The sequence below is a fragment of the Variovorax sp. TLI9-5A genome (assembly GCF_056867935.1).
On record NZ_CP200310.1, the window covers coordinates 6,049,279 to 6,073,637 of the forward strand.

Genomic DNA, 24,359 nt, shown 5'->3' on the forward strand with positions numbered 1-24,359 from the left:
CTCATGATGAAGCCACTGTTTTCGACCGGCACCGTCGCGCTCGCCGTGCGCGTGCTGATCGCCGCCACGTTCCTGCAGGCCGCGCCCGCCGCGTTCGCGCAGACCGGCGACGCGCCGCGCCGCGGCGAGCCGATCACGCTGAACTTCTCCAACGCCGACATCGAGGCCGTGGCCCGCACCATGGCGGTGGTCACCGGCCGCGACGTGGTGGTCGACCCGCGCGTGAAGGGCACGATGAACCTCGTCACCGACCGCGCGATCCAGCCGGCGGCGGCATTCAACCAGTTCGCCTCGGCGCTGCGCCTGCAGGGCTTCGCGGTGGTGGAGGCCGACGGCCTCTACAAGGTAGTGCCCGAGGCCGACGCCAAGCTGCAGAGCAGCACCGTCAACACCTCCATCAGCGCCACGGCGTCCAGCGGCAGCAACCAGATCGTCACGCAGATCTTCAGGCTCAACTACGAATCGCCGAACAACCTGCTGCCGGTGCTGCGCCCGCTGATCCCGCCGAACAACACCATCAACGTGAACCCGGGCAACAACTCGCTCGTGATCACCGACTACGCCGACAACATGCGCCGGCTGGCACGCATCATCGCGTCGCTCGACGTGCCGAACGCCTCCGACATCGAGATCATCCAGCTCAAGCACTCGGTCGCCACCGACATGGTGCCGCTGGTGCAGAGGCTGGTCGACGGCGGCGGCTCGGGCGCGCCAGGCGCGGCGGCTGCCCCGGGCGGGGCCGATGCGTCGTTCCGCACCACCCTCATGGCCGACCCGCGCAGCAACTCGCTGATCATCCGCGCGGCCAACCCGGCGCGCGTGGCGCTGATCCGCACGCTGGTCGACAAGCTCGACCGCCCCGCCGCCGAGAGCAGCAACGGCGCGGCCGGCAACATCTACGTGGTCTACCTGAAGAATGCCGACGCAGTGCGCCTCGCGGCCACGCTGCGCGCGGCGATGGCAGCCAACCAGCTGAACACCACGCCGGGCACGCCAGGCGCCACGGCCAGCGCCGTGCCGCAGCAGAGCGCGCCGCAGGCCATGCAGGTGAACCTGAACAGCGGCAGCCAGTCCGGGTCCTCGGCCGCCGCGAGCGCGCCGCTCAACAACGCCAACCAGCCTTCCACCGGCGGCCAGATCCAGGCCGACCCGTCGACCAACTCGCTGATCATTACCGCGCCCGAGCCGCAATACCGCCAGATGCGCGCGGTGATCGACAGGCTCGACGGCCGGCGCGCGCAGGTCATGATCGAGGCGCTGATCGTCGAGGTGAGCGACACGGCCGCCGCCAAGTTCGGCGTGCAGTGGCAAAGCGCGCTGGGCGGCAATGCGGTGATCGGCACCAATTCTTCCGTGGCGGGCGCCAACCTGCTGACGCTGACCCAGGCGCTGGCCACGCGCAATGCCTCAGGCCTGGCAGGCGCGATCACGCCTGGCATGAACCTCGGCATCGCCGGCAAGATCGGCGGCCAGTACATCCTGGGCGCGATCGCCAGCTTCTTCGACAGCGACAAGGACGCCAACGTGCTGTCCAAGCCCAACCTGCTGACGCTGGACAACGAGGAAGCCAAGATCGTCATCGGCCAGAACGTGCCCTTCGTGACCGGCCAGTACGCCAGCACCTCGGGCTCGGTCGGCGTCAACCCGTTCACCACCGTCGAGCGCAAGGACGTGGGCCTCACGCTGCGCGTGCGCCCGACCATCAACGAGAACGGCACGGTGAAGCTGACGATCTTCCAGGAGACTTCCACGGTCGACGCGAACACGGTCAACAACCAGAACGGCCCCACCACCAACAAGCGCTCGATCGAATCCAGCGTGCTGGTGGAAGACGGCGGCCTCGTGATGCTCGGCGGCCTGCTGTCGGACACCTACAACAACACGGTCGAGAAGGTGCCGCTCGCGGGCGACATTCCCGTGCTCGGAAACCTGTTCAAGAGCCAGGCCCGCTCGCGCGAGAAGATCAACCTCATGATGTTCCTGCGCCCTGCCGTGATGCGCGACGCTACCGCCACCGAGGCCTTCTCGTTCGACCGCTACGACGAGATCCGCGGCATGCAGCAACGCTCGCAGCCCGACACTTCCAACGTGATGCTGCGCGGCGTGAGCGGCTCGAACATCCTGCCCGAACTGGCGCCGCCGTCGCGCCCTCTGGCGCCCACCTCGGCGGCCCCGTCGGCCTCATCGGCCTCCACCGCCGCGCGCGGCGGTTCGCGCCTCGAAGGCACTCAGCTGATTCCGCCGCCGCAGCCGGCAGCCGATACCCGCAAGCTGGCGCCCAGCCCCCTGCGCGGCGCCCTGCCTCCCACCGCCGACCCGGTGAGCTCGCGGGAAATGCCTTGATACTGACCTGATGTCCATGCGCTATCCCCTGCCCTACGCCTTCGCACGCAGCCAGCAGTTGCTGCTCGAGGAGACCGACGACGGCCGCTACACACTGTGGATGTCGAGCCACCCGGCGCGCAGCGCGGTCGGCGAGGTCTCGCGCAAGTACGGCGTTCAGGCCTTCGAGGTGCTCGCCGACGGCCCTCTGGCGCAGCGCATCAGCGCGGCCTACGCGCAGGGCGAGTCGAGCGCCGCCGCGGTGGTGAGCGAGGTGCAGAACGACGCCGACCTCTCGCGCATGATGCAGGAGCTGCCCGCGGTCGAAGACTTGCTGGCAAGCGCTGGCGACGCGCCCATCATCCGCATGCTGAACGCGCTGCTCACGCAGGCCGCGCGCGACGGTGCGAGCGACATCCACATCGAGCCCTACGAGCGCACCTCGTCCGTGCGCTTTCGCATCGACGGCACACTGCGCGAGGTGGTGCAGCCGAACCGCGCGCTGCACGCGGCGCTGATCTCGCGCCTGAAGATCATGGCCGACCTCGACATTTCCGAGAAGCGGCTGCCGCAGGACGGGCGCATCTCGCTGCGCATCGGCACGCGCGCAGTCGACGTGCGGGTGTCGACGCTGCCGAGCGCGCACGGCGAACGCGCGGTGCTGCGCCTCCTGGACAAGAGCGAATCGAAGCTCACGCTCGAATCCGTGGGCATGCAGGGCGACACGCTGGAGCGCTTCGAGAAGCTGATCGCGCAGCCGCACGGCATCATCCTCGTGACCGGCCCGACCGGCTCGGGCAAGACCACCACGCTGTATGCCGCGCTGGCCCGGCTCGACGCCACCCGCAGCAACATCATGACGGTGGAAGACCCGATCGAGTACGAGCTGCCGGGCGTAGGCCAGACGCAAATCAACGCCAAGATCGAACTCACCTTCGCCAAGGCCCTGCGCGCCATACTGCGGCAGGACCCGGACGTGATCATGATCGGCGAAATCCGCGACTTCGAAACCGCGCAGATCGCCATTCAGGCCTCGCTGACCGGCCACCTCGTGCTGGCCACGCTGCACACCAACGACTCCGTCAGCGCCGTCACCCGCCTCACCGACATGGGCGTGGAGCCCTTCCTGCTGAGCTCGTCGCTCCTGGGCGTGCTCGCGCAGCGCCTCGTGCGCAAGGTCTGCACCTCGTGCGGCGGCGCGGGCTGCGACGCCTGCGGCCAGACCGGCTACCAGGGCCGCACCGGCATCTTCGAACTGCTGGTGGCGGACGACGAAGTGCAGGCGCTCATCCACAGCAAGGCGGCCGAGAGCCAGCTCTTCGCGGCCGGCGAACGCGGCGGCCTGCGCTCGATGCGCGAGGATGGCGAACGGCTGGTGCAGGCCGGCATCACCTCGCGCGCCGAGCTGCTGCGCGTCACGCGCGAGTAGCGAAGAACCGAGATGCCCGCCTACGCATTCGAAGCCATCGACGCCAGCGGCCAGTCGCGTGAAGGCGTGCTGGAGGCCGACACCGCCCGCAGCGCGCGCAGCCTGCTGCGAGCGCAGGCGCTCATTCCGCTGTCGGTCAAGCCGGTTGGCAGCGAGCATGCCAGCGGCGGCGGCCAGCGCAGCGGCCTCGGCCGCTGGCTGGGCGGCGGCAAGCGCGTGTTCAACTCGACCGGGCTCGCCGTGTGGACGCGGCAACTCGCGGGCCTCGTCTCGTCGGGCCTGCCGCTGGAGCGTGCGCTCACGGCGCTGACCGACGAAGCCGAATCCGAGCCTCAGCGCAACCTCGTCGCGTCGTTGCGCGCCGAGGTCAACGCGGGCTCGCCGTTCGCGCGTGCTCTCTCGGCGCATCCGCGCGAGTTCTCGCCCATCTACACGGCCGTGATCGGCGCCGGCGAGCAGAGCGGCAACCTCGGCCTCGTGCTCGACCGCCTCGCCGACGACCTGGAAGAGCGCCAGGCACTGCAGCAGAAGCTGATCGGCGCTGCTCTCTATCCGGCCATCGTCACGCTGGTGGCGATCGTGATCGTGATCTTCCTCGTGAGCTACGTGGTGCCGCAGGTGGCGCAGGTCTTCGCGGGCACCAAGCGCTCGCTGCCTTTCCTCACCACCGTGATGCTGTCGCTGAGCGCCGGCGTGCGCAACTACGGCTGGTGGATGCTGGCCGCCGTGGTGCTCGCGGCCATCGGCACGCGGCTCGCGCTGGCGCAGGAGGCGCTGCGCCTGAAATTCGACGCCGCATGGCTCAAGCTGCCGCTGGTGGGCAAGCTCGCGCGCGGCTACAACGCGGCACGCTTCGCGAGCACGCTCGCCATGCTGGCCACGGCCGGCGTGCCGATCCTGCGCGCGCTGCAGGCCGCTTCCGAAACGCTGGGCAACCGCGCGATGCGCGCCGACGCGCTCGACGCGCTGGTGCTGGTACGCGAAGGCGCGCCGCTGGCCTCGGCACTCGCGCAGAAGAAACGCTTTCCGGGCCTGGTGTCGATGTTCGCGCGCCTGGGCGAACAGACCGGCACCCTGCCGCTGATGCTGCAGCGCGCTGCCAACCAGCTCGGCGCCGAAGTGCAGCGCCGCGCAATGCACCTCGCCACCATCCTCGAGCCGCTGCTGATCGTGGCGATGGGCGGGGTGGTGATGCTGATCGTGCTGGCGGTGATGCTGCCGATCATCCAGCTCAACCAGTTCGTCAAGTGACGACGGCAGCAAGCCCGCAGAGCAGGACGCACGCACCATGCCCGTAACCCTCGAAGACAAGCTCGTGGTCGCGATCTCCTCGCGCGCCCTGTTCAACCTCGAAGAAGAGAACAAGGTCTTCGAGGCCGGCGACAACGAGGGCTACATGAAGCTGCAGCTCGACCGCATCGACGTGCCGGCAGCACCGGGCATCGCCTACTCGCTGATCCGCAAGCTGCTGCGCTTCAACGAAGACGGCGTGCAGCGCGTCGAAGTGGTGATCCTGTCGCGCAACGACCCGGTCTCGGGCATGCGCATCTTCAAGTCGAGCGCTGCAGCCGACATCCGGCTGCAGCGCGGCGTGTTCACACAGGGCCGCCCGCCCTTCGGCTACCTGCGCCCGCTGCGCGCGCACCTGTTCCTGTCGGTCAATGCGCAGGACGTGCGCGAGGCGCTCAACGCCGGGTTTCCCGCCGCGCGCGTACTGGTCGAGTCGGTGAAAGCCAGCGACGCATGGCCGAACGAAGTGCGCATCGCCTTCGACGGCGACGCCGTGCTGTTCTCCGACGAGGCCGAGCGCGTGTTCCAGGCCCAGGGCCTCGACGCATTCCAGGCCCACGAGCTCAGCAAGGCCGACCTGCCCCTGCCCGAAGGCCCGTTCAAGCCGCTGCTGATGGCGCTGCACCGCCTGCAGATGGCCGGCAACGCGAAGATGCGCATCCGCACCGCGCTGGTCACCGCGCGCAGCGCACCCGCGCACGAGCGCGCCATCCGCACGCTGATGAAGTGGAACATCCGCGTCGACGAGGCGATGTTCCTCGGTGGCCTGCCCAAGGGCGAGTTCCTGCGCGAGTTCGAGCCCGATTTCTTCTTCGATGACCAGACGGGGCATGTGGATGCGGCCTCGCGGCATGTGCCGGCGGGGCATGTGTCGAGCGGGATCAGCAACGAGTCCTGAGCGGCCGCCTCGCGACGCGCTTGCCTCGGCCCCGAGCGGGGGCAAGAATGCCGCCATGCTGATCCTCCGACACGCCGACATCCTCGTCACCATGGACGCCACCCGGCGCGAGATCGCCGACGGCGCCGTGGTGTGCGATGGCCCCGCGATCGCCTGGGCAGGCCCGACGGCCGAGCTGCCCATCGCGTACCTCGAAGCCCTGCGCGACGGCAAGGCCGAGGCCATCGACATGCGTGGCCACGTGGTGATGCCCGGCCTGGTCAACACGCACCACCACATGTACCAGAGCCTCACGCGCGCGGTACCCGAGGCGCAGGACGCCGAGCTCTTCGGCTGGCTCACCAGCCTGTACCTGCTGTGGGCGCGCATCACGCCCGAGATGATCCGCGTGTCGACGCAGACCGCGATGGCCGAGCTGATGCTCTCGGGCTGCACCACCACCAGCGACCATCTCTACCTGTTTCCCAACGGCTCGCGGCTCGACGATTCGATCGAGGCGGCCGACACGATGGGCATGCGCTTCCACGCGGCGCGCGGGAGCATGAGCGTGGGCCGCAGCGCCGGTGGCCTGCCGCCCGACGAGGTGGTCGAGACCGAGGAAGCGATCCTGCGCGACAGCGAACGGCTCATCGGCCGCTGGCACGACGCGTCGCGCCACTCGATGCGCCGCATCGTGCTCGCGCCCTGCTCGCCTTTCTCCGTGTCGCGCGACCTGATGCGCCTGTCGGCCGAACTCGCGCGCGAGCGCGGCGTGTCGCTGCACACGCACCTGGCCGAGAACGACAACGACGTGGCCTACTCGCGCGAGAAGTTCGGCATGACGCCGGCCGAGTACGCCGAGGACCTGGGCTGGGTCGGCCGCGACGTGTGGCATGCGCACTGCGTGAAGCTCGACGAAGCCGGCATCGCGCTCTTCGGCCGTACCGGCACGGGCGTGGCGCACTGCCCGTGCTCCAACATGCGGCTGGCCTCTGGCATCGCGCCCATCGGGGCGATGCGCCGCGCGGGCGTGCCAGTGGGGCTGGGCGTGGATGGCAGCGCGTCGAACGACGGCGCCCACATGCTGGGCGAGGCGCGCCAGGCCATGCTGCTGCAGCGCGTGGGCTATGGACCGGCGGCGATGACGGCACGCGAGGCATTGGAGATCGCCACGCTGGGCGGCGCGCGGGTGCTGGGCCGTGACGACATCGGCGCCATCGCGCCCGGCATGTCGGCGGACATCGTGGCCTTCGACATGCGCGGCGTCGCGCACGCGGGCGCGGGGCACGACCCGGTGGCGGCACTGGTGTTCTGCACGCCGGGCCCGGTGTCGCTGAGCATGATCGGCGGCGTGGTGCGCATCCGCGGCGGTGCATTCACTGGACTCGAGCTGGCACCGCTGCTGGCAAGGCATCGCGACCTGGCGCACACGCTGTACGAAGCCGCGCGTCACCCACATACGGCCTGACGGTGCCCTGACCAGGCGTTGCGGGGCACGCGCCTCGGGATAGGCAGCAACCCTGATTGCCAACGCCTGAGCCTCTCCTCAGAATCCGCCCACCGAATAGAACGACCGTTCGATTCGGCGGCCGAGCCTTCCGTCGGCCTTCCCCAGACTCACAACAACAGGGAACTCCCGATGAAGCGCAGAGACATCCTCAAATGGTCCGCCTCGGCGGGCGGCCTGGCCCTGCTGGCCGGCAATACATCCACCGCATCGGCAGCCCTGCCGGTGCCAAAGCCCACGTTGCCGCAGAAGATCGACCCGATCAGCGCCACGCTGCGGCGGCTCGAACTCGTGGGGCGGCAGGCGACCTATCTCTGGACCGAATCGCACATCAACCTGGCCGGCGTGCCGATGGGCGCGGTGGTCCCTGCCACCGAACTGCCGGCGCTGGAGCATCAGCTCAAGACGATCTCGAAGGCGCTGGAAGCCGTCACCAACTTCACCGCTTCCTTCGCCACCAGCGCGCTGGCCTCGGGCAGCCTGCAGTCGCTGGACAACCTGCGCGCGCGGCTTGCCAGCCTGCAGGCCAGCTTCGACCAGCTGCTGGCCGCCAACGGCGGACTGACGACGCTGCCTGCCGCCGTGCTGACGCTGCTCGGCACGCTCACGGGCACCGCGGGCGACATCGCGACACAGCTCAAGCAGATTCACCACGACCTACTCTCGCAAGGCCCGCTGGGCGCGCTGAACGGGCCGAAGACGGTGGCGCAGTACGACGCGCTGTTCGTCACCATCGAGAAGCCGGCCATCGCGCAACTGCTGCACGACAACGACCTGTTCGCCTCGATGCGCGTGTCCGGCCCCAACCCGATGCTGATCCAGCGCGCGACCGCGCTGCCGGCCAAGTTCCCGCTGAGCGACGCGCAGTACCGGCAGGTGATGGGCGTGAGCGACAGCCTTGCCGACGCGGCCTCGTCGGGCCGGCTCTACATCCTCGACTACGAGGGCCTGGGCGACATGGCGCCGGCCGGAGCGCAGGTCAAGCCGCTCACGGGCACGGGCTACATTCATGCGCCCATCGCGCTGTTCGCGCGGCCGAAGACCGGCCGTTCGCTGGTGCCGGTCGCCATCCAGTGCGGGCAGGACCCGGCGGCGAGCGCGATCTTCCTGCGTGTGGACGACACCGCCAACACCGAAGCCTACTGGGCCTGGCAGTCGGCCAAGACCGTGGTGCAGGTGGCCGACTTCAACTACCACGAGATGTTCGTGCACCTGGGCCGCACGCACCTGATGTCGGAAGCCTTCGCGATGGCCACGCAGCGCCAGCTCGCGACCGCGCATCCGCTGAGCCGGCTGCTGTCGCCGCACCTGGAAGGCGCGATGTTCATCAACGAGGCCGCGACGCTGATCATCATGGCGCCGCTGACCACGGGCGACGTGATCCTCGCCGCGCCCATCGAGACGCTGCAGCAGCAGTGCGGACGCGACCGGCTGGCCTACGACTTCTACGACCGCATGATGCTGCCCAACGACCTGCGCACGCGCGGCGTGGACGACGCGACGGCGCTGCCCGACTACCCGTACCGCGACGACGCGCTGCTGGTGTGGAATGCGATCGCGCAATGGGTCGGCGACTACGTGGCCACCTACTATCTGAGCGACGCCGACGTGACGGGCGACTACGAACTCAAGGCCTGGGCCACCGAACTGGCGACCAGCGGCAAGGTGCACGGCTTCCGAGCGATCACCACGCGCGCTCAGCTCATCGACGTGCTCACCGCCATCATCTTCAACGCCAGCGCGCAGCACGCGGCGGTGAACTTCCCGCAGTATTCGGTGATGACCTATGCGCCCTTCAGCGCGGGCACCGAAGGCACGCCGGCGCCGACGAGCAGCGCAGCCCAGAACGAGGCGAGCTGGTCGCAGATGCTGCCCTCGCGGCTGGCGGCGCAGGAGCAGATCCTGCTGTTCCACATCCTCGGTGGGGTGTACTACCGACCGCTTGGCGAGTACAAGGACAACGTCTTTCCACACCTGCCGGTGCTGCTGGACCCGGCCATCGTCGGGCAAGGCGGGCCGCTGGAGCGCTTCCGCAATGCGCTCGCCGGCATCGAAGCAACCATCGGCCAGCGCAACGCCACGCGCGCGCGGCCTTACGAGCACCTGCTGCCGAGCCGGATTCCATCCAGCACGAACATCTGACCGAACGACCGCTCGATCAGCGCCGCATGGTGTCGAGCTGCGTGACCGGCGGGCTGTCGTTGCCCCACGAGCCGCGCACGTAGGTGAGCACGGCCGCGACCTCGGCAGCGTCCAGCGTCTGGCCGAAGGGCGGCATGCCATAAGGGCGCGGATTGCCCGAGGTCGAGGGAAGGAACCCGCCGTGCGCGATCACCTGGATCAGGTTGGTCGGCCGCGCCATGTTCACCGCGCGATTGCCCGCCAGCGGCGGATAGGCACCCGCCGCGCCCTGCCCCTGGTCGCCGTGGCAGTAGGCGCAGCGCTGGTCGTAGATCTTCGCGCCGCGTGCCATGGTGCCGGCGTCGCGGCGGATCGGAGCTTTCGTCGCGGCGGTAGCCGGGGCTTCGGCCTTCGCTGCATCGGGCAAGTCCTTGAGGTAGCTCGCCATGGCCGTCAGGTCGGCCTCGCTCAGATATTGCGTGCTGCTGAACACCACGTCGGCCATCGGCCCCATCACCGAGCCGCGCGGCGCCACGCCGTTCTTGAGCAGCGCCACCACATCGGCCGCGGGCCAGTCGGCCACGCCGGCCTCGTGCGGATCAGTGAGCGAGGGTGCATACCAGTTCTCGACGGCGATCAGGCCGCCCGAGAGCCCCAGCTTCGTCTCGGTCGCGCCCAGCGAATTGCGGCTGCCGTGGCAGGCGATGCAGTGGCCCAGGCCGTTGACCAGGTAGGCGCCCCGGTTCCATTCGGCGGGCTTGCCGGCATTGGCCACGAACGGCTCGGGCTTGAACGAGAGCGCGCGCCACACGGCCAGCGCGGCCTGCGTGTCGTAGGGGAATCTCAGCCTGTGTTCCCTGTTGGCCACCGCCGAGGGCGGCACGGTGCGCAGGTAGGCGTAGATCGCGTCGGAGTCCTCGCGTGTCACCTGCGTGAAGCTGGGGTACGGGAAGGCGGGGTACAGCAGCCGGCCGTCCTTGCTGCGGCCGTTGTGCATCGCGCGCCAGAAATGCGCGCTGCTCCAGCCGCCGATGCCGGCCTTGTCGTCGGGCGTGAGGTTGCTCGAATAGACGGTGCCGAAAGGCGTCTCGATGGGCATCCCGCCCGCGTAGGGCTCGCCGCCGCGCGTGGTGTGGCAGCCTGCGCAGTTGCCGGCCAGCGCGAGGTAGCGCCCGCGCTCGACCAGTTGCGGCGAGGACTGGAAGGCTTCGGCCTGCGCGGGCAGCGGGTCCTCGCTGCGCAGGTTCATCGCCACGATGGTGCCGGCGGCTGCGGCGCCGAGCACGATGAGCGCAAGCAGCAGCCAGCCGAGGTGTCGCAGTTTCATGGGCTCCGCTCCCTCACTTCGCGGGCATGCCGCCGCATTTCACGGGCAGCGGTGCGGGCAGCGAGGCTGCGGGCCTGGTGTCGGCCGGCATCGGCTGCACGGCGAGCCAGCTCGCGACGGCGTTGATGTCGGCGGTGCTCATGCGCCGGCCGATGTCGGCCATGCAGTCGGGCGCCATCGCGTGGCGCTCGTTGGTGAGCCAGGCGCCGAGCTGCGACGACACGTAGAGCCGCGGCAGCCCCAGCAGCCCCGGAATGGCCGGCTGCACGCCCGTGAGCGCCGCGCCGTGGCATTGCACGCAGGCCGGAATGCCACGTGCCGCATCGCCTTCGCGCACGAGCTGGCGGCCGCGCTGCAGCTGCTCTGGCGTCGCGTCGCTCACGGAGGAAACGGGCGGGTAAGGCAGCTGCAGCCCGGCGAAATACTCGGCCATCTCGCGCAGGTAGGCGTCCGACAGGTGCTGCACCATGTAGGCCATGTCGCTGTTGAAGCGGCGGCCGTCGCGGAAGCTCACGAGCTGGTTGAACAGGTAGCCGGCCGGCTTGCCCGCCAGGCGCGGAAAGTAGCCGGCGTTGGTGGTCGCGCCCTCCCGGCCGTGGCAGGCGATGCAGGCGGCCACGCGCTGCTCGATGGTGTCGGGCACGGTGGCCGGCGCGGCCGCGTTCGCCACGGCCTGCACGGCGAGCAGCAGGCCGAGTCCGAGGAGTTTGAGCGCTCGCCTCATGTGCCGGCAGCGAAATGCGCCAGCGTGATCAGCCCCGCGATCAGCAGCAGCACCATCACCACCGCGACGCCGATCAGCGGCAGGATGCCGACCTGCGAGGTGCGCCGCTCAGCGTCGGCGCGGCGGCCACCCAGCCCGATGAAACTCCAGAGAACGGCGCGCAGCGCGCGCAAGAGATTCGACATGGGGTCGAGTGTGGACCAGGCCGACCGGAAAAAACAGATGCAGATCCGCACCAATTGACCGGTGCAGATAAAGTGCCTCCGAAAGAACCCCACCCAGCGATGAAGCCGATGAAAAGGTACGAAGCCCTGGCCGCCGACATCGAGGCCTCGATCCGCAACGGCACCCTGAAGACCGGCGACCGCCTGCCCTCGGTACGCCACACCGGCAGCAGCCGCGGCGTGAGCGCCTCCACCGTGTTCCAGGCCTACTACCTGCTCGAAGCACGAGGCCTGGTGCGGGCGCGCGACCGCTCGGGCTACTACGTGGCTGGCGGCGGGTTGCGCGACGCACCGCCCGAATCCACCCTCACCTCGCGCCCCGCGGGCGAGCCCAAGTCGCTCGACGTGAGCGACCAGGTGTTCGACATCCTCGAAGCCAGCATGTCGCGCAAGGTCGTGCCCTTCGGCTCGGCCTTTCCGAGCCCGCTGCTGTTTCCGCTGGCGCGGCTGGGGCAGTTCATGGCCGCCAGCGCGAGGTCGCTCGACCCGTGGAGCACGGTGGACGACCTCACGCCCGGCAGCGCGGCGCTGCGCCGGCAGATCGCGCTGCGCTACCTGGCCGACGGCATGCAGGTGCCGGCCGACGAGATCGTCGTCACCAACGGCGCGCTGGAGGCGCTGAACCTCTGCCTCTCGGCGGTGACGCGGCCGGGCGACACGGTGATCGTCGAGTCGCCCACCTTCTACGCCGCGCTGCAGGCGCTGGAACGCATGGGCCTGCGCGCCGTCGAAGTGCCGACGCATCCCGGCGACGGCATCGACCTGGAGGCGCTGGAGCTGGCCATCGCGGCGCACAAGCCGGCCGCCTGCTGGCTCATGACCACCTTCCAGAACCCGCTGGGCAGCCTGATGCCCGACGCGAAGAAGAAGGCGCTGGTGGAACTGCTCGCGCGGCACGGGCTGCCGCTGATCGAGGACGACGTGTACGCCGAGCTGTACTTCGGCGAACGGCGCCCGCCGCCGGCCAAGGCCTTCGACACGCAGGGGCTGGTTCTGCACTGCTCGTCGTTCTCGAAGTGCCTCGCGCCGGGCTATCGCATCGGCTGGACTTCGGCCGGCCGCTTCGCGCGCAAGGTCGCACGACAGAAGCTCACGAGCACGCTGAGCACCTCGGCGCCGGCGCAGCTGGCGCTTGCGAGCTATCTGGAGAAAGGCGGCCTCGACAGGCACCTGCGCAAGCTGCGCCAGACGCTGGCGATGCAGCAGGCCACCTTCGCGCAGGCCGTGGGGCACTACTTTCCGGAGGGCACGCGCGCCACGCGGCCGCTGGGCGGCTACTTCCTCTGGGTCGAACTACCGGCGGGCGCGGACGCGCTGGAGATACACCGCAAGGCGCTGGAACTCGGCATCAGCGTCGCGCCGGGGCCGATCTTCTCGGCCACGCGCGCCTTCGCCAACTGCCTGCGGCTGAACTACGGCCACCCGTGGGACGCGGTCAGCGAGCGGGCAATGCGAACACTCGGCCGCCTGATCGCCGAAGCGTCCTGAACAGCAGGAAGGACGCGATGCTCACGTTCACCAGGTTCCAGCCGATGCCGTTGATGAAGGCCGCGTGGTAGCTGCCCGTGAGGTCGAACACCTTGCCCGACATCCAGCCGCCCAGCGCCATGCCGAAGAGCGTGAACATCAGCACCGTGCCCACGCGTCCGCCCGCTTCCTTCGGCGGAAAGTGCTCGCGAACGATGATCGCGTAGGAAGGCACGATGCCGCCCTGGAACAGCCCGAACAGCGCCGAGATCACGTAGAGCGGCACCAGCCCGTCGAAGGGCAGGAACAAAAGCAGCGCCACGCACTGCAGCACGCCGCCCAGCAGCAGCGTGCGCAGCCCGCCGATGCGGTCGCAGATGGCGCCCGACACCAGCCGGCTGACTATGCCGAAGCCCAGCATCAGCGACAGCATGATCGCGCCCTGCGCCGGTCCGTAGCCCAAGTCGCCGCAGTAGGCCACGATGTGCACCTGCGGCATCGCCATGGCCACGCAGCAGGCCACGCCGGCCACGCACAGCAGGCCCTGTGCGGTGCCGATGCTCAGGCCGAAGGGGCGGGTCATGTCGCGCACTGCAGCCGCGCCCGCTGCCGTGTTGGCCGGCGGTGCAACGACCAATGCCGGCGGCCGCGCGCGGAAGAACATCGCCAGCAGCGCCATGGTCACGCCGCAGAAGATGCCCATGCCGATGTAGGTCTGGCGCCAGCCGACGGTCTCCACGAAGTGCTGCGCGATCGGCGGCCACACCGCGCCCGCCAGGTAGTTGCCGCTGGCGCACACCGCCACCGCGATGCCGCGCCGCTTGACGAACCACAGCGAGGTGTCGGCCACCAGCGGCGCGAAGGCTACCGAGCTGCCGAGCAGGCCGACAAGCAGTGCCTGCGCGACGGTGAAGCCGACGATGCCGCCCGACAAGCCCGTGGCGATATAGCCCGCGCCCAGGAACACAGCCCCCATGAGCAGCGGCTTCATCACGCCGATGCGGTCGGCGAGCTTGCCCATCAGCACGCCGCCGAAACCGAAACCCAGCATCAGCAGCGTGTAGGGCAGCGAGGCATCGGCGCGCGCGATGCCGAACTCGGTCTCGACCGCCGGCAACATCACCGACACCACGTACATGCCGCTGCTGCCGACGGTCATGATCAGCAGCGTGAGGCCCAGGCGGACCATGGCATAGCGGGAGTCGGGCTGGTGGATGGTTGTCTCGCTTGTCTTCATTTTTCTCTCCGCGGCGAGGATACCCCGCAACGCGAAAACACGAGACATGCGAAGAACCTGGTGGCGCGGTGGGCCACCTTGGACACTGCTTCGGCTCAGTGTCAGCGCGTGTACGTCGCAGATGCGACGAGGCTCGCCAAAGCCTTCGGCGTGGGCACGCCCGGCTTCGTCGGCTTGTCGTCGCACGCGGCCGTCAGCAGGCCGAGGCAGAAGAGAAGGACAAAGGCAGCGCTTCGCATGCGGGCCATGCTAGGCCCGCGCTGGGGCGCGTCAAGTCGGACGCTGCCGCTTTCTTTCCGGTGTTCAGGCAGTGAGAGTGATGGGCCGCTCGCCGCGCTGCAGACGATGCTCGATGTCTTCCAGCACCCGCGGCAGGTCGGCCACGCTGTCGATCACGTAGTGCGCGCCAGCGGCTTCGAGGTCGGCGGTGGCGCGTACGCGGCGCTCCTGCTGCTGGCCTTCGTCGAGCGCCTGCCATTCGGCCAGCGTGAGGCCGTTGGCGTTGCCGCTGACCGCGAGGCCCACGGCCCAGGTGCCGGCGTTGAGGCCTTCCTGCAGGCCGACGCCGGTGTCGTCGACCTTCACCACGGTGTGCGGCGGCCACACGCCCAGGTCGGCGAAGCAGCGGTACATCATGAGCGGCGACGGGCGGCCTTCGGCGAGATCGCCGGCGCACACGAGGTTGTCGGGCGCGTAGCCGCCGGCTGCCGCGATGGGCACGACCACTTCCATGATCGGGCGGTTGTAGCCGGTGGTGGAGCCGATCTTCAGGCCGCGGTCGCGCGCCGCCTTCACGGCGTCGAGCGCACCGGGGATGAAGTCGGCATGGTCGCGTGCACTGGCGGCGTTCATCGGCGTGAACACTTCATAGAGCCTGTCGACGTCGGCGTCGTTGAAGGCATGACCGTGCCTCGCTTCCCACTGCGCAGCGATGCGCGGCAGCGTGCCCAGTGCCTTGATGTGGTCCCACTTCGCCATGCCCATCGGACCGCGTGCCTCGGCGATGGTGATGTCGACGCCGAACTGCTCGAACAGTTTCACGAAGGCGCCCATGGGTGCGCAGGAGCCGAAATCGAGGATGGTGCCGGCCCAGTCGAAGACGACGGCCTTGAGTTGGGAGTGGTTGTGGGCGTTCATGGCGGCAAGGATCGAAAGAGTGGAAAGAAAGACAACGGCTGCGCAACCGTCACCATGCGCTGAAGACGTCGTGCGCGATGCCGAAGCCAGTGCTCGCGCCACTGCCGCTGGTGACCAGCACCAGCCGCGTGGCATCGTCGGGCGCGTCGATCAGGCAGGGCGTGGTCTTCGACGACGGGTACACGCCGGTCCAGCGCTCGGTGACCTGCGCGGTTTCGAGGTTCAGCGTGCTGCGCAGGTGGCGCAGGATGAGCTGGTCGACCTCCTCCATCGCGAAGGGCTCGGGCGCGTCGGCGTAGTGATGCGAGTCGCCGACCACCAGCGAGCCGTCGGCGCTCTGCACCACGATCAGGTGGATGCCATGCGCGAGCGACGCGGTCTCTTCCTGCTCGAGGCGCGCGCGCAGCGCGGCGGCTTTGGGCAGCGTGCTGTAGCCCTCGTAGCGCACGAGGCTCAGGTCCATCATCACCGAGCCCGGCAGGCGGAACCCTGCCTCGGGCTTCACGCGCAGCATCTGCAGGCGGCACAGCGTGAGCTCTTGCGCGGCGATGCGATCGGCGAAGAGGCCGTGCAGGTCGGTGTTGGTGCAGACCACCACGCGCTCGGCGTGCAGCGTGCCGCGCGAGGTACGCACGCGTGGAGCTTCGACTTCGTGCACGGCTTCGCCGAAGCGGAAGGTCACGCCGTGCGCCTCGGCCAGCCACTTCGTGAGCAGGCCGATGGCGGTGCGCGACTCGACGCGCAACTCGTGCGGGCTGAAAAGCACGGAGTGCGCATCGGCGAGGCTCAATGCGGGCGCCTTGGCCTGTGCGTCGGCGGCATAGAGCAGCTCGCAGCCCTTGCCCATCGGCGTGCGCATGAAGGCTTCGAGCACGTCGTGCGCCTCGGGGCGATAGGCCGCGAGCCACAGGTTGCGGTGCACGATCTCGATGCCGGCCTGCGGCGCGACTTCGTTCCACACGCCGCGCGCATGCATGGCGCGGCGCCACATGTCGCCCGGTGCCTGGCCGGTGATGGTGATGAAGCCGAAGTTGCGGATCGACGCGCCGATGGCAGCGGTGTCGCGTTCGATCACGCAGACCTTGAGGCCGCGCTGCGCGGCGGTGTAGGCATGGGCCAGGCCGACGATGCCGGCGCCGACCACGATGAGGTCGAAGCTGTCGGAGTTCTTTGCTCGCGGGGTTGCGCTTGTCAACGATGTCTCCAGGCCTGGGTGCGCTTTATTGCCCAATGCCCCGCCAGCGCGAACAGGCCCCGGCCGATGGCGGCGGTGAGCATGATCAGCGAGGCCATGGCGGCGGCGGGTGCGACGTCGCCGGCGTCGTCCATGTTGAGCACGGCGATGGCGGCGAGCGTGGTCTGCGGTGAATAGAGGAACACGACGGCAGACACCGTGGTCATCGCGTTCACGAAGAAGTAGCCGCCCACGTTGAGCACGGTGGGCAGCGCCACCGGCAGGTGAACGCGCCACAGCGTGCGCCAGAACGGCACGCCCATCGACTCCGACACCAGTTCGTACTCGCGGTCGAGCTGGCGCAGCGCCGTGAGCGAAGTCAGGTGCGCCACCGAGAAGAAGTGCGCCACCGTGCACACCACGAGGATGGTCATGCTGCCGTAGATGGCACGCAGCGGGTTCGACGGCGAGATGAAGAAGAAGATGTAGCCCACCCCCAACACCAGCCCCGGCACCGCGAGCGGCAGGTTGGCCAGCAGGTTGAGCAGCTCGCGCAGCAGGCCGAAATGGCGCGGCTTCTCGACGAAGTAGGCCGACACGAAGGTGACGAGCGCGCCCGCCACCGCCGCGCACACGGCCATGCGCAACGAGTTGAAGTAGCTGCCCCAGCCGCCGCCGTCCATGTTGCTGAAGTCGTAGTTCTTGAACGACGGCACGAGGTTGTACGGCCAGTAGGTGGCCAGCGATGCGAACACCGCCATGCCGATCATCACGAGGATGGCGAGGGCCGTCAGCACACAGAACGCCAGCAGCGCGCGGTCGCGCGACTTCACGGGCTCGGGCTGGTAGGGCGTGGCGCGCGCCGAGAGCGCCGCCGCCTGCTTGCCGCGCACGTGGCGCTCCACGATGAAGGACAGCACGGCGGGTATCAGCAGCACGAGGCCGACCACCGCGCCCATCTGGAAGTTCTGCTGGCCAACCACCTGCTTGTAGATGTCGGTGGCGAGCACGCCCGTCTGGCCGCCCACCACCTTCGGCACGCCGAAGTCGGTGACCACCAGCACGAACACCACCATCGCCGCCACGATGAGGCCGTAGCGCGAGGACGGCACCGTCACCGTGCGGAAGATGCGCCAGCGCGAGGCGCCCAGCGTCTGCGCCGCCTCGTAGAGCCGGCCGTCGGAGGTGGCCATGGCGGTGGTGAGGATCAGCAGCGCATGCGGCAGCGTCCAGAACACCGAGCCGAGCACGATGCCCAGCGGGCCGTAGATGGAAAGGTCGCCCAGCAGCCCCTTGAACAGGCCCTGGTTGCCGAACAGGTAGACGAGGCTGATCGCAGGCAGCAGCGAGGGTGCGAGCAGCGGCATCAGCGCCACCGCGCGCAGCAGGCCCTTGGCCGGCATGCACGACAACGTAAGCCCGTAGGCATAGACATAGGCGATGCCGGTGCAGATCACGGCGCTGATCGCCGCGAGCCCCACGCTGTTGAATGCGGACTGCACCAGCGCGGGGTTCTCGAAGTAGCGAGCGAAGTTGGCGAGGCCCACGAAGGCGCCCTCGCGGTCGAAGAAGCTCTGGCCGACCAGCGCGCCGACCGGCAGCGCGACGATCACCACCAGCAGCAGCACGACCAGCAGCACGGCCGCGCCGGTCAGCCAGCGCTCGCGGTCGAACCCGGTACGGCGCGTCGCCATCACCGGCGCTGCGGCGATGGCGTCGGGAGAACTGCTCATGCTCAATGCGCCAGGACTGAAAGCGCGTCCAATGGCAGCTGGATGTGCACCATGCTGCTTGGCACCAGCGGCTCGTCGCCGCCGCTGCGGGCGTCGGCGGGCAGCTCTGCTTCGATCTCGATGCCCAGCGGCTCGCAGGCCAGCCGGGCGGAGGTACGGTTGCCGAAGAACTCGGTGTCGAGCAGGCGCGCAACGAAGCTGTTGGCGCCGAGCTCGGTGCCGAAGCGCTTCACCACCACGTGCTCGGGGCGGATGCCCACCGTGGCCTGCGAGCCGATGCTGAGGTTGCCGGGCGCGCACAGCAGCTCGCTGTCGCGCACGCGCACCTTGCCGTCGGCCAGCACGGTGGCGGGCAGCATGTTCATGCGGCCCACGAAGCCCGCCACGAAGCGGGTGCGCGGCTGGCGATAGAGCTCGTCGGGCGTGCCGGCCTGCTCGATGCGGCCGTTGTGCATGAGCACCACGCGGTCGGCCATCGAGAGGGCTTCTTCCTGGTCGTGCGTGACCATGATGGTGACGATGCCCAGGCGCTTCTGCAGCGCGCGGATTTCGCTGCGCAGCGTGGCGCGCACCTGCGCGTCGAGCGCGGAGAGCGGCTCGTCCAGCAGCAGCAGGCGCGGGTTGGGCGCCAGCGCGCGCGCCAGTGCGATGCGCTGCTGCTGGCCGCCCGAGAGCTGCACCGGGTACTTGTCGGCATGCGCGGCCAGCCCGACGAGGTCGAGCATCTCGCGCGAGCGCTTGGCCATCTCGCGGGCCAGCGCGCCGGTCGGATGCAGGCCGTAGGCGATGTTCTGCGCGGCCGTCAGGTTGGGAAACAGCGCGTACGACTGGAACACCACCCCGAAGCCGCGCGCCGCGGGCGGCAGGCCCGCGATGTCCTGGCCGCCGAGCAGGATCTGGCCGCTGTCGGCACGCTCGATGCCGCAGACGATGCGCAGCAGCGTGGTCTTGCCGCAGCCCGAGGGGCCGAGCAGGCACACGAACTCGCCGGGCTCGATGTCGAGATCGATGCCGTCGAGCACGCGTGTGGCGCCAAAGGACTTGCCGATGCCGCGAAGGGAAAGAAAGCTGCTGCTCGTCATGACCGGGTACTGCTTGGCTTCAACGACAGGATCAAAGCGGCTTCTTTTCCGACTTCGATTCGTAGCGCTTCGACCATTCCGTCAGGATGCGCTCGCGGTTGGCGGCAGCCCAGTTGAAGTCGTTCTTGGCCAGCAGCTTTTCGACGTCGCCCGGCACGAACTCGAGCTTCTCCTGCACGCCCGGCAGCGCGAGCACGGCGAAGTTCTTGGCATACAGCTCGTTGGCCTGCTTGGTCACGGCCCAGTCGGCGAGCGCCTTGGCGGCGTCCTGCTTCTTGCTGGTCTTCATGATGCCGGTGGCTTCCATGTCCCAGCCCAGGCCTTCCTTGGGCAGCACGATGTCGATGGGAGCGCCGTCGCGCTTGGTCTTGTTGGCGCGGTATTCGAAGGACATGCCCAGCGCGAACTCGCCGGCGCCGGCCTGGCGGCAGGGCTTGCTGCCCGACTGGCTGTAGATGCCGATGTTCTGGTGCAGCGCGTCCATGTACTTCCACGCCTTCTCCTCACCCATCATCTGGATCCAGCCCGACACCATCAGGTAGCCCGTGCCCGAGGCGGCCGGGTTGGGCATGGTGATCTGGCCCTTGTAGACGGGGTTGGTCAGGTCGGCCCAGCTGGTGGGCTTGGGCAGGCTCTTCTTCTGGGCTTCGGCGGTGTTGAAGCAGATGGCCGACGACCACACGTCCATGCCCACCCACTTGGGCGGGTTGGCCGGATCGCGCATGTTGGCCTTGATGGCGTCCAGGCCCTTGGGCGCGTAGGGCTGGAGCATGCCTTCCTTGTCGAGCAGCATCAGCGAGGTGGCGGCCAGGCCCCACACCACGTCGGCCTGCGGGTTGGCCTTTTCGGCGAGCAGCTTGGCGGTGACGATACCGGTCGAGTCGCGCACGAACTTCAGTTCGATGCTCGGGTTCTCCTTTTCGAACGCGGCCTTGTAGGCCTGCACCTGGTCGGCTTCGAGCGCGGTGTAGACCAGCAGTTCGGTGCGGCCCTGGGCCGATGCGGCGAAGGCCAGCGAGAGCAGGGCGGCGGGCATGGCGGCCCAGCGGATGGAACGAAGCAGCATGGGGAGGTTCCTTGGGAAAAGAAAGTGGAGGGAAAGAAGGGAGGCCAGGCGGAACCACGAACGGGCAAGCGAAAGTACGCAAACTCCACTCGGCGACGAATGGGGGCGATGCTGGCAGCGGCATGTGACAGTGATTTGTCAGATGCCTCAAAAAAACCCAAATCCCCAAAAACGGGCTAGAGATCGACAACCGCAGGCCGCCTTGCAACGGCCTCGTCATCCACCTGTCACCGCGCCACGGCAGACTCGCGGACTTATTGCCCTGTGTTTTCGCGTCGCTCGTTCCGCTTCACTTCCATGACACTCGACCTCGCCGAGATCGCCCGCCTGTTCGCCGAACGCGGCGGAATCGCGTACGCGGGCGAGCCCGTGTCGCAGCTGGAACATGCGCTGCAATGCGCCTGGCTCGCCGAGCAGGCCGGCGCGAGCGATTCGCTGGTCACGGCCGCGCTGCTGCATGACCTGGGCCACCTGCTGATCGCCGAGCACCAGACGCTTTCGCACTCTCCTACCCAGCTGGGCATCGACGACCGGCACCAGTACATCGCCCTGCCCTTGCTGCGCGGCGCCTTCGACGTCGAAGTGCGCGAGCCGATCCGGCTGCATGTGGACGCCAAGCGCTACCTGTGTGCCACACAGCCCGACTATTTCTCCAGGCTTTCTCCCGATTCCGTGCGCAGCCTTGCTCTGCAGGGCGGCGCGATGGACGCCGAAGCCGCCGAGCGCTTCGCCACCCACCAGTGGGCCGGCGACGCGGTGCGGCTGCGGCTATGGGACGAGGAAGCGAAGATCAAGGGCCTGCAGACGCCGCCGCTGGCCCACTTCCTGACGACAGCCGCGCGGGTGCTGTTGCGCTGACGGGCCCTTTTCGAGGGCCGGAGCCGGTTTCAGGCCGGTTTAAGAAACATTTGTCTACGATGGTCTCCTCACTATGACCGGCGCGCGAGCGCCTGCGAGGAAACCCGAATGTCTCTAACAGTCACAGCTCGCGCTGGCTCGTTCATCGAGGTTCTGCACCGCGTTTTCAGGCTCGCGGCGCCTTATTTCAAATCAGAGGAGAAATGGCGGGCCCGCGCGATGCTGATTGCGATCGTTGCCCTCAATCTCTTCTATGTATATGTGGCCGTGCTCGGCAACCAGTGGTACGGGCGTTTCTACGACGCGCTGCAGAACAAGGACGTGGTGGCCTTCTGGCGCGAGGTGCGGGTGTTCGGCTGGATCGCCTTCTTCAACATCGCGGTGCAGGTGCTCAAGTTCTACATCACGCAGCTGCTGCAGCTGCGCTGGCGCACATGGATGACGCGCAGCTACATGTCGCGCTGGATGGCGGACCGCACCTTCTATCACCTGGAACTCGCGCGCTACACCAACAAGGACGGCCACGCGCCGGACAACCCCGACCAGCGTATCCAGGAAGACATGCAGCTCTTCACCAGCGCCACGATGACGCTGTCGATGGGCCTGCTGAACGCGGTCGTCACGCTCATGAGCTTCATCGGACTGCTCTGGACGCTGTCGGGCAACTTCTCGTTCACCGCCGGCGGCACGACCTACCAGATCGTCGGCGCGATGGTCTGGCTGGCGCTTGGGTACTCCATCGTGGGCACCGTCGTCACGCATTTCATCGGCCGCCCGCTGATCGGGCTCAACTTCAAGCAGCAGCGCTACGAGGCCGATTTCCGGCACCACCTTGTGCGAGTGCGCGAGTACAGCGAAGCCATCGCGCTGGACCATGGCGAGAAGGTCGAGCGCGGCCAACTCGACCTGCGCTTCGGCGACGTGCTGCGCAACTATCTGCTGCTGATCAAGCAGCAGAAGAACCTCGTCACCTTCACCTCGTTCTTCGGGCAGGCGGCGGTGATCTTTCCGTTCATCGTCGCGGCGCAGCAGTACTTCGGCGGTGCATTCCAGCTCGGGCACCTGATGCAGATCGGCTCCGCCTTCGGCAAGGTGCAGGAATCGCTCAGCTGGTTCGTCGACAACTACAACGGCGTGGCCGAATGGCGCGCCACCACCGACCGTCTGACCAGCTTCGACGACGGCATGGTTGCCCACGCGGCCCGCAGCGACGCACTAGAGCGTGCGCCATCGGAGAACCTGCACACCGACGACCTCGCCGTCGCCCTCCCCAACGGCATCCCTCTCCTCGCAGCCGCAGCGCTCTCCGTGAAGCCCGGCGACAGCGTCCTGCTGCAAGGTCCTTCCGGCAGCGGCAAGTCGACCCTCTTCCGCTCCTTCGCCGGCATCTGGCCCTTCTCCAAGGGCAAGCTGGAGATGCCCGAGAACGTCGCGTTCATGCCGCAGCGTCCCTACGTACCCGACGGCAAGCTGCGCGACGCGCTGACCTATCCCAACCCGGCCGCGAACTTCAGCGACGACCAGTTGCGCCAGGCCCTGGACGACGCCCTGCTCCCCGAGCTGGTGAACCGTCTCGACGACAGCGACGCCTGGAGCCAGAAGCTTTCGGGCGGCGAGCAGCAGCGGCTGGCCATCGCCCGGGTGCTGCTGAAGAAACCGGCGTGGCTCTTCGCCGACGAGGTCACGAGCGCGCTCGACGCGCACGCCGAGAGCGTGCTCTACAAGCGCCTCGCGGACACGGTGAAGGCGGCGGGCGGCGCGATGGTTTCGATAGCGCACCGCGCGGCGGTGGGCGACTTCCACAACCAGCGCTGGACGCTGGTGCCGCAGGAAGAAGGAAAGGAAGGCGGCGCGCGCTACCGCCTGAACACCTCGGCGGTTCAGCCCGCCGCGGCGTAGCGCTCCCAGCCCTTCCTGCGCAGCTCGCAGGCGGGGCATTCGCCGCAGCCGTAGCCCCAGTCCTGGCGGTGCACGCGGTCGCCCAGGTAGCAAGTGTGCGTCTCGTCGACGATCAGGTCGACCAGCGGCTTGCCGCCCAGGCGGTGCGCCAGCTGCCAGGTCTCGGCCTTGTCGATCCACATGAGCGGCGTCTCGATGACGAGGCGGCGCTCCAGCCCGAGCGACAGCGCGAGCTGCATGGCCTTCATGGTGTCGTCGCGGCAGTCCGGGTAGCCCGAGAAGTCGGTTTCGCAGACGCCGGTGACGATCACCTGCAGCCCGCGCCTGTAGGCCAGCGCGCCCGCGAGCGTGAGAAACAGCAGGTTGCGCCCGGGTACGAAGGTGTTGGGCAGGCCGTCGGCCTGCATCGCGAAGGCGACCTCCTCGGTCAGCGACGAGCCCCCGAGCTGCGCCAGCGCTGCGAGCGTGAGCACGTGGTCTTCGCCCAGGCGCGGCGCCCAGTCGGGAAAGCGCTCGCGCATCTTCGCGAGGATGGTGCCGCGCACGTCGAGCTCGACGCGGTGGCGCTGCCCGTAGTCGAAGCCCAGGGTTTCGACGCGCTGGTACTTCGAGAGCGCATCGGCGAGGCAGGTGGTCGAATCCTGGCCGCCGGAGAACAGAACGAGGGCGGTGGTGTGCAGGGGCATATCCGTCGGCGGCGGTGCATGCCGCCGTAGTCCAAATAGGCGATTTTCCGTCAGCTTCGCGCAACTGCCGTAGTTCGCCGCGCCGCCTGCCCGACGCACATGAAATGCCGAAGACAGTCCGGGCATTTATTTCCGAGGGATCAGCGAACTTTCATTCGGCTTTCAACTCGTCACGGCCGGGTCATCTGACGTCTTTAGA

The 24,359-nt window shown here is 68.5% G+C and carries 20 protein-coding genes; 9 read left to right on the top strand and 11 right to left on the bottom strand.

Annotated features, from left to right (window positions below; genetic code table 11):
* Positions 1-3 precede the first annotated feature (3 nt).
* The 6 genes from gspD (at position 4) to AC1VNX_RS28860 (ending at position 9,567) form a co-directional block, all read left to right on the top strand.
* On the top strand, positions 4-2,343 hold the full coding sequence (gene gspD, locus AC1VNX_RS28835) for a type II secretion system secretin GspD (protein ID WP_483160967.1): 2,340 nt from the start codon (positions 4-6) through the stop codon (positions 2,341-2,343).
* A 16-nt stretch (positions 2,344-2,359) separates the two neighbouring features.
* Positions 2,360-3,751 carry a GspE/PulE family protein gene (locus AC1VNX_RS28840; protein ID WP_483162033.1) on the top strand — a complete coding sequence of 464 codons (1,392 nt, stop codon included), beginning with the start codon at positions 2,360-2,362 and terminating at the stop codon, positions 3,749-3,751.
* Between the two features lie 12 nt (positions 3,752-3,763).
* Positions 3,764-5,002, top strand: coding sequence for a type II secretion system inner membrane protein GspF (gene gspF / locus AC1VNX_RS28845; RefSeq protein ID WP_483160968.1), 1,239 nt, complete (start codon positions 3,764-3,766; stop codon positions 5,000-5,002).
* 37 nt (positions 5,003-5,039) lie between these two features.
* Complete coding sequence (locus AC1VNX_RS28850; protein ID WP_483160969.1) at positions 5,040-5,939, top strand: 5'-nucleotidase; 900 nt, start codon at positions 5,040-5,042, stop codon at positions 5,937-5,939.
* Positions 5,940-5,994: 55 nt separating this feature from the next.
* Entirely contained in the window at positions 5,995-7,386 is a 1,392-nt protein-coding gene (locus AC1VNX_RS28855; protein ID WP_483160970.1) for an 8-oxoguanine deaminase, read from the top strand.
* Between the two features lie 171 nt (positions 7,387-7,557).
* Positions 7,558-9,567, top strand: a complete 2,010-nt coding sequence (locus tag AC1VNX_RS28860; protein WP_483160971.1) for a lipoxygenase family protein — start codon at positions 7,558-7,560, stop codon at positions 9,565-9,567.
* A 16-nt stretch (positions 9,568-9,583) separates the two neighbouring features.
* On the opposite strand, the gene AC1VNX_RS28865 is transcribed toward AC1VNX_RS28860, so the two are convergent.
* Genes AC1VNX_RS28865 through AC1VNX_RS28875 form a run of 3 tightly spaced genes read right to left on the bottom strand, consistent with a single transcriptional unit; the run spans position 9,584 to position 11,782 of the window.
* Positions 9,584-10,873, bottom strand: a complete 1,290-nt coding sequence (locus AC1VNX_RS28865; protein WP_483160972.1) for a c-type cytochrome — start codon at positions 10,871-10,873, stop codon at positions 9,584-9,586.
* Positions 10,874-10,886: 13 nt separating this feature from the next.
* Positions 10,887-11,597 (bottom strand): c-type cytochrome, encoded by a 711-nt coding sequence (locus AC1VNX_RS28870; protein WP_483160973.1) that lies wholly within the window; start codon positions 11,595-11,597, stop codon positions 10,887-10,889.
* The gene (locus AC1VNX_RS28875) at positions 11,594-11,782 is read right to left on the bottom strand and encodes a DUF2970 domain-containing protein (protein WP_184634972.1); all 189 of its coding nucleotides are present in this window, start codon (positions 11,780-11,782) and stop codon (positions 11,594-11,596) included. The genes AC1VNX_RS28870 and AC1VNX_RS28875 overlap by 4 nt, the downstream gene beginning before the upstream one ends.
* 108 nt (positions 11,783-11,890) lie before the next feature.
* On the opposite strand from AC1VNX_RS28875, the gene AC1VNX_RS28880 reads away from it, so the two are divergent.
* Entirely contained in the window at positions 11,891-13,309 is a 1,419-nt protein-coding gene (locus AC1VNX_RS28880) for an aminotransferase-like domain-containing protein (protein WP_483160974.1), read from the top strand.
* On the opposite strand, the gene AC1VNX_RS28885 is transcribed toward AC1VNX_RS28880, so the two are convergent.
* From AC1VNX_RS28885 to AC1VNX_RS28915, 7 genes are all read right to left on the bottom strand, one after another.
* Positions 13,257-14,525 carry an MFS transporter gene (locus tag AC1VNX_RS28885; protein ID WP_483160976.1) on the bottom strand — a complete coding sequence of 423 codons (1,269 nt, stop codon included), beginning with the start codon at positions 14,523-14,525 and terminating at the stop codon, positions 13,257-13,259. The genes AC1VNX_RS28880 and AC1VNX_RS28885 overlap by 53 nt on opposite strands.
* A 101-nt stretch (positions 14,526-14,626) precedes the next feature.
* On the bottom strand, positions 14,627-14,764 hold the full coding sequence (locus AC1VNX_RS28890) for a hypothetical protein (RefSeq protein WP_483160977.1): 138 nt from the start codon (positions 14,762-14,764) through the stop codon (positions 14,627-14,629).
* A gap of 64 nt (positions 14,765-14,828) precedes the next feature.
* Positions 14,829-15,662, bottom strand: coding sequence for a phosphonoacetaldehyde hydrolase (gene phnX, locus AC1VNX_RS28895; RefSeq protein WP_483160978.1), 834 nt, complete (start codon positions 15,660-15,662; stop codon positions 14,829-14,831).
* Between the two features lie 49 nt (positions 15,663-15,711).
* Positions 15,712-16,857, bottom strand: a complete 1,146-nt coding sequence (locus AC1VNX_RS28900; RefSeq protein ID WP_483160979.1) for a TIGR03364 family FAD-dependent oxidoreductase — start codon at positions 16,855-16,857, stop codon at positions 15,712-15,714.
* Positions 16,854-18,569 carry a putative 2-aminoethylphosphonate ABC transporter permease subunit gene (locus tag AC1VNX_RS28905; RefSeq protein ID WP_483160980.1) on the bottom strand — a complete coding sequence of 572 codons (1,716 nt, stop codon included), beginning with the start codon at positions 18,567-18,569 and terminating at the stop codon, positions 16,854-16,856. The genes AC1VNX_RS28900 and AC1VNX_RS28905 overlap by 4 nt, the downstream gene beginning before the upstream one ends.
* Positions 18,570-18,571: 2 nt before the next feature.
* On the bottom strand, positions 18,572-19,651 hold the full coding sequence (locus AC1VNX_RS28910; protein WP_483160981.1) for an ABC transporter ATP-binding protein: 1,080 nt from the start codon (positions 19,649-19,651) through the stop codon (positions 18,572-18,574).
* Positions 19,652-19,682: 31 nt separating this feature from the next.
* On the bottom strand, positions 19,683-20,717 hold the full coding sequence (locus AC1VNX_RS28915; protein WP_483160982.1) for a putative 2-aminoethylphosphonate ABC transporter substrate-binding protein: 1,035 nt from the start codon (positions 20,715-20,717) through the stop codon (positions 19,683-19,685).
* Positions 20,718-21,014: 297 nt separating this feature from the next.
* Here AC1VNX_RS28915 and AC1VNX_RS28920 point away from each other — a divergent pair, with 297 nt between their 5' ends.
* Positions 21,015-21,575, top strand: coding sequence for a phosphonate degradation HD-domain oxygenase (locus tag AC1VNX_RS28920; protein ID WP_483160983.1), 561 nt, complete (start codon positions 21,015-21,017; stop codon positions 21,573-21,575).
* A 108-nt stretch (positions 21,576-21,683) separates the two neighbouring features.
* Positions 21,684-23,474, top strand: a complete 1,791-nt coding sequence (locus AC1VNX_RS28925) for an ABC transporter ATP-binding protein/permease (protein WP_483160985.1) — start codon at positions 21,684-21,686, stop codon at positions 23,472-23,474.
* Here the strand turns inward: AC1VNX_RS28925 and queC are convergent.
* Positions 23,456-24,160 carry a 7-cyano-7-deazaguanine synthase QueC gene (gene queC, locus AC1VNX_RS28930; RefSeq protein WP_483160986.1) on the bottom strand — a complete coding sequence of 235 codons (705 nt, stop codon included), beginning with the start codon at positions 24,158-24,160 and terminating at the stop codon, positions 23,456-23,458. The two genes, AC1VNX_RS28925 and queC, sit on opposite strands and share 19 nt — an antisense overlap.
* Positions 24,161-24,359 lie beyond the last annotated feature (199 nt).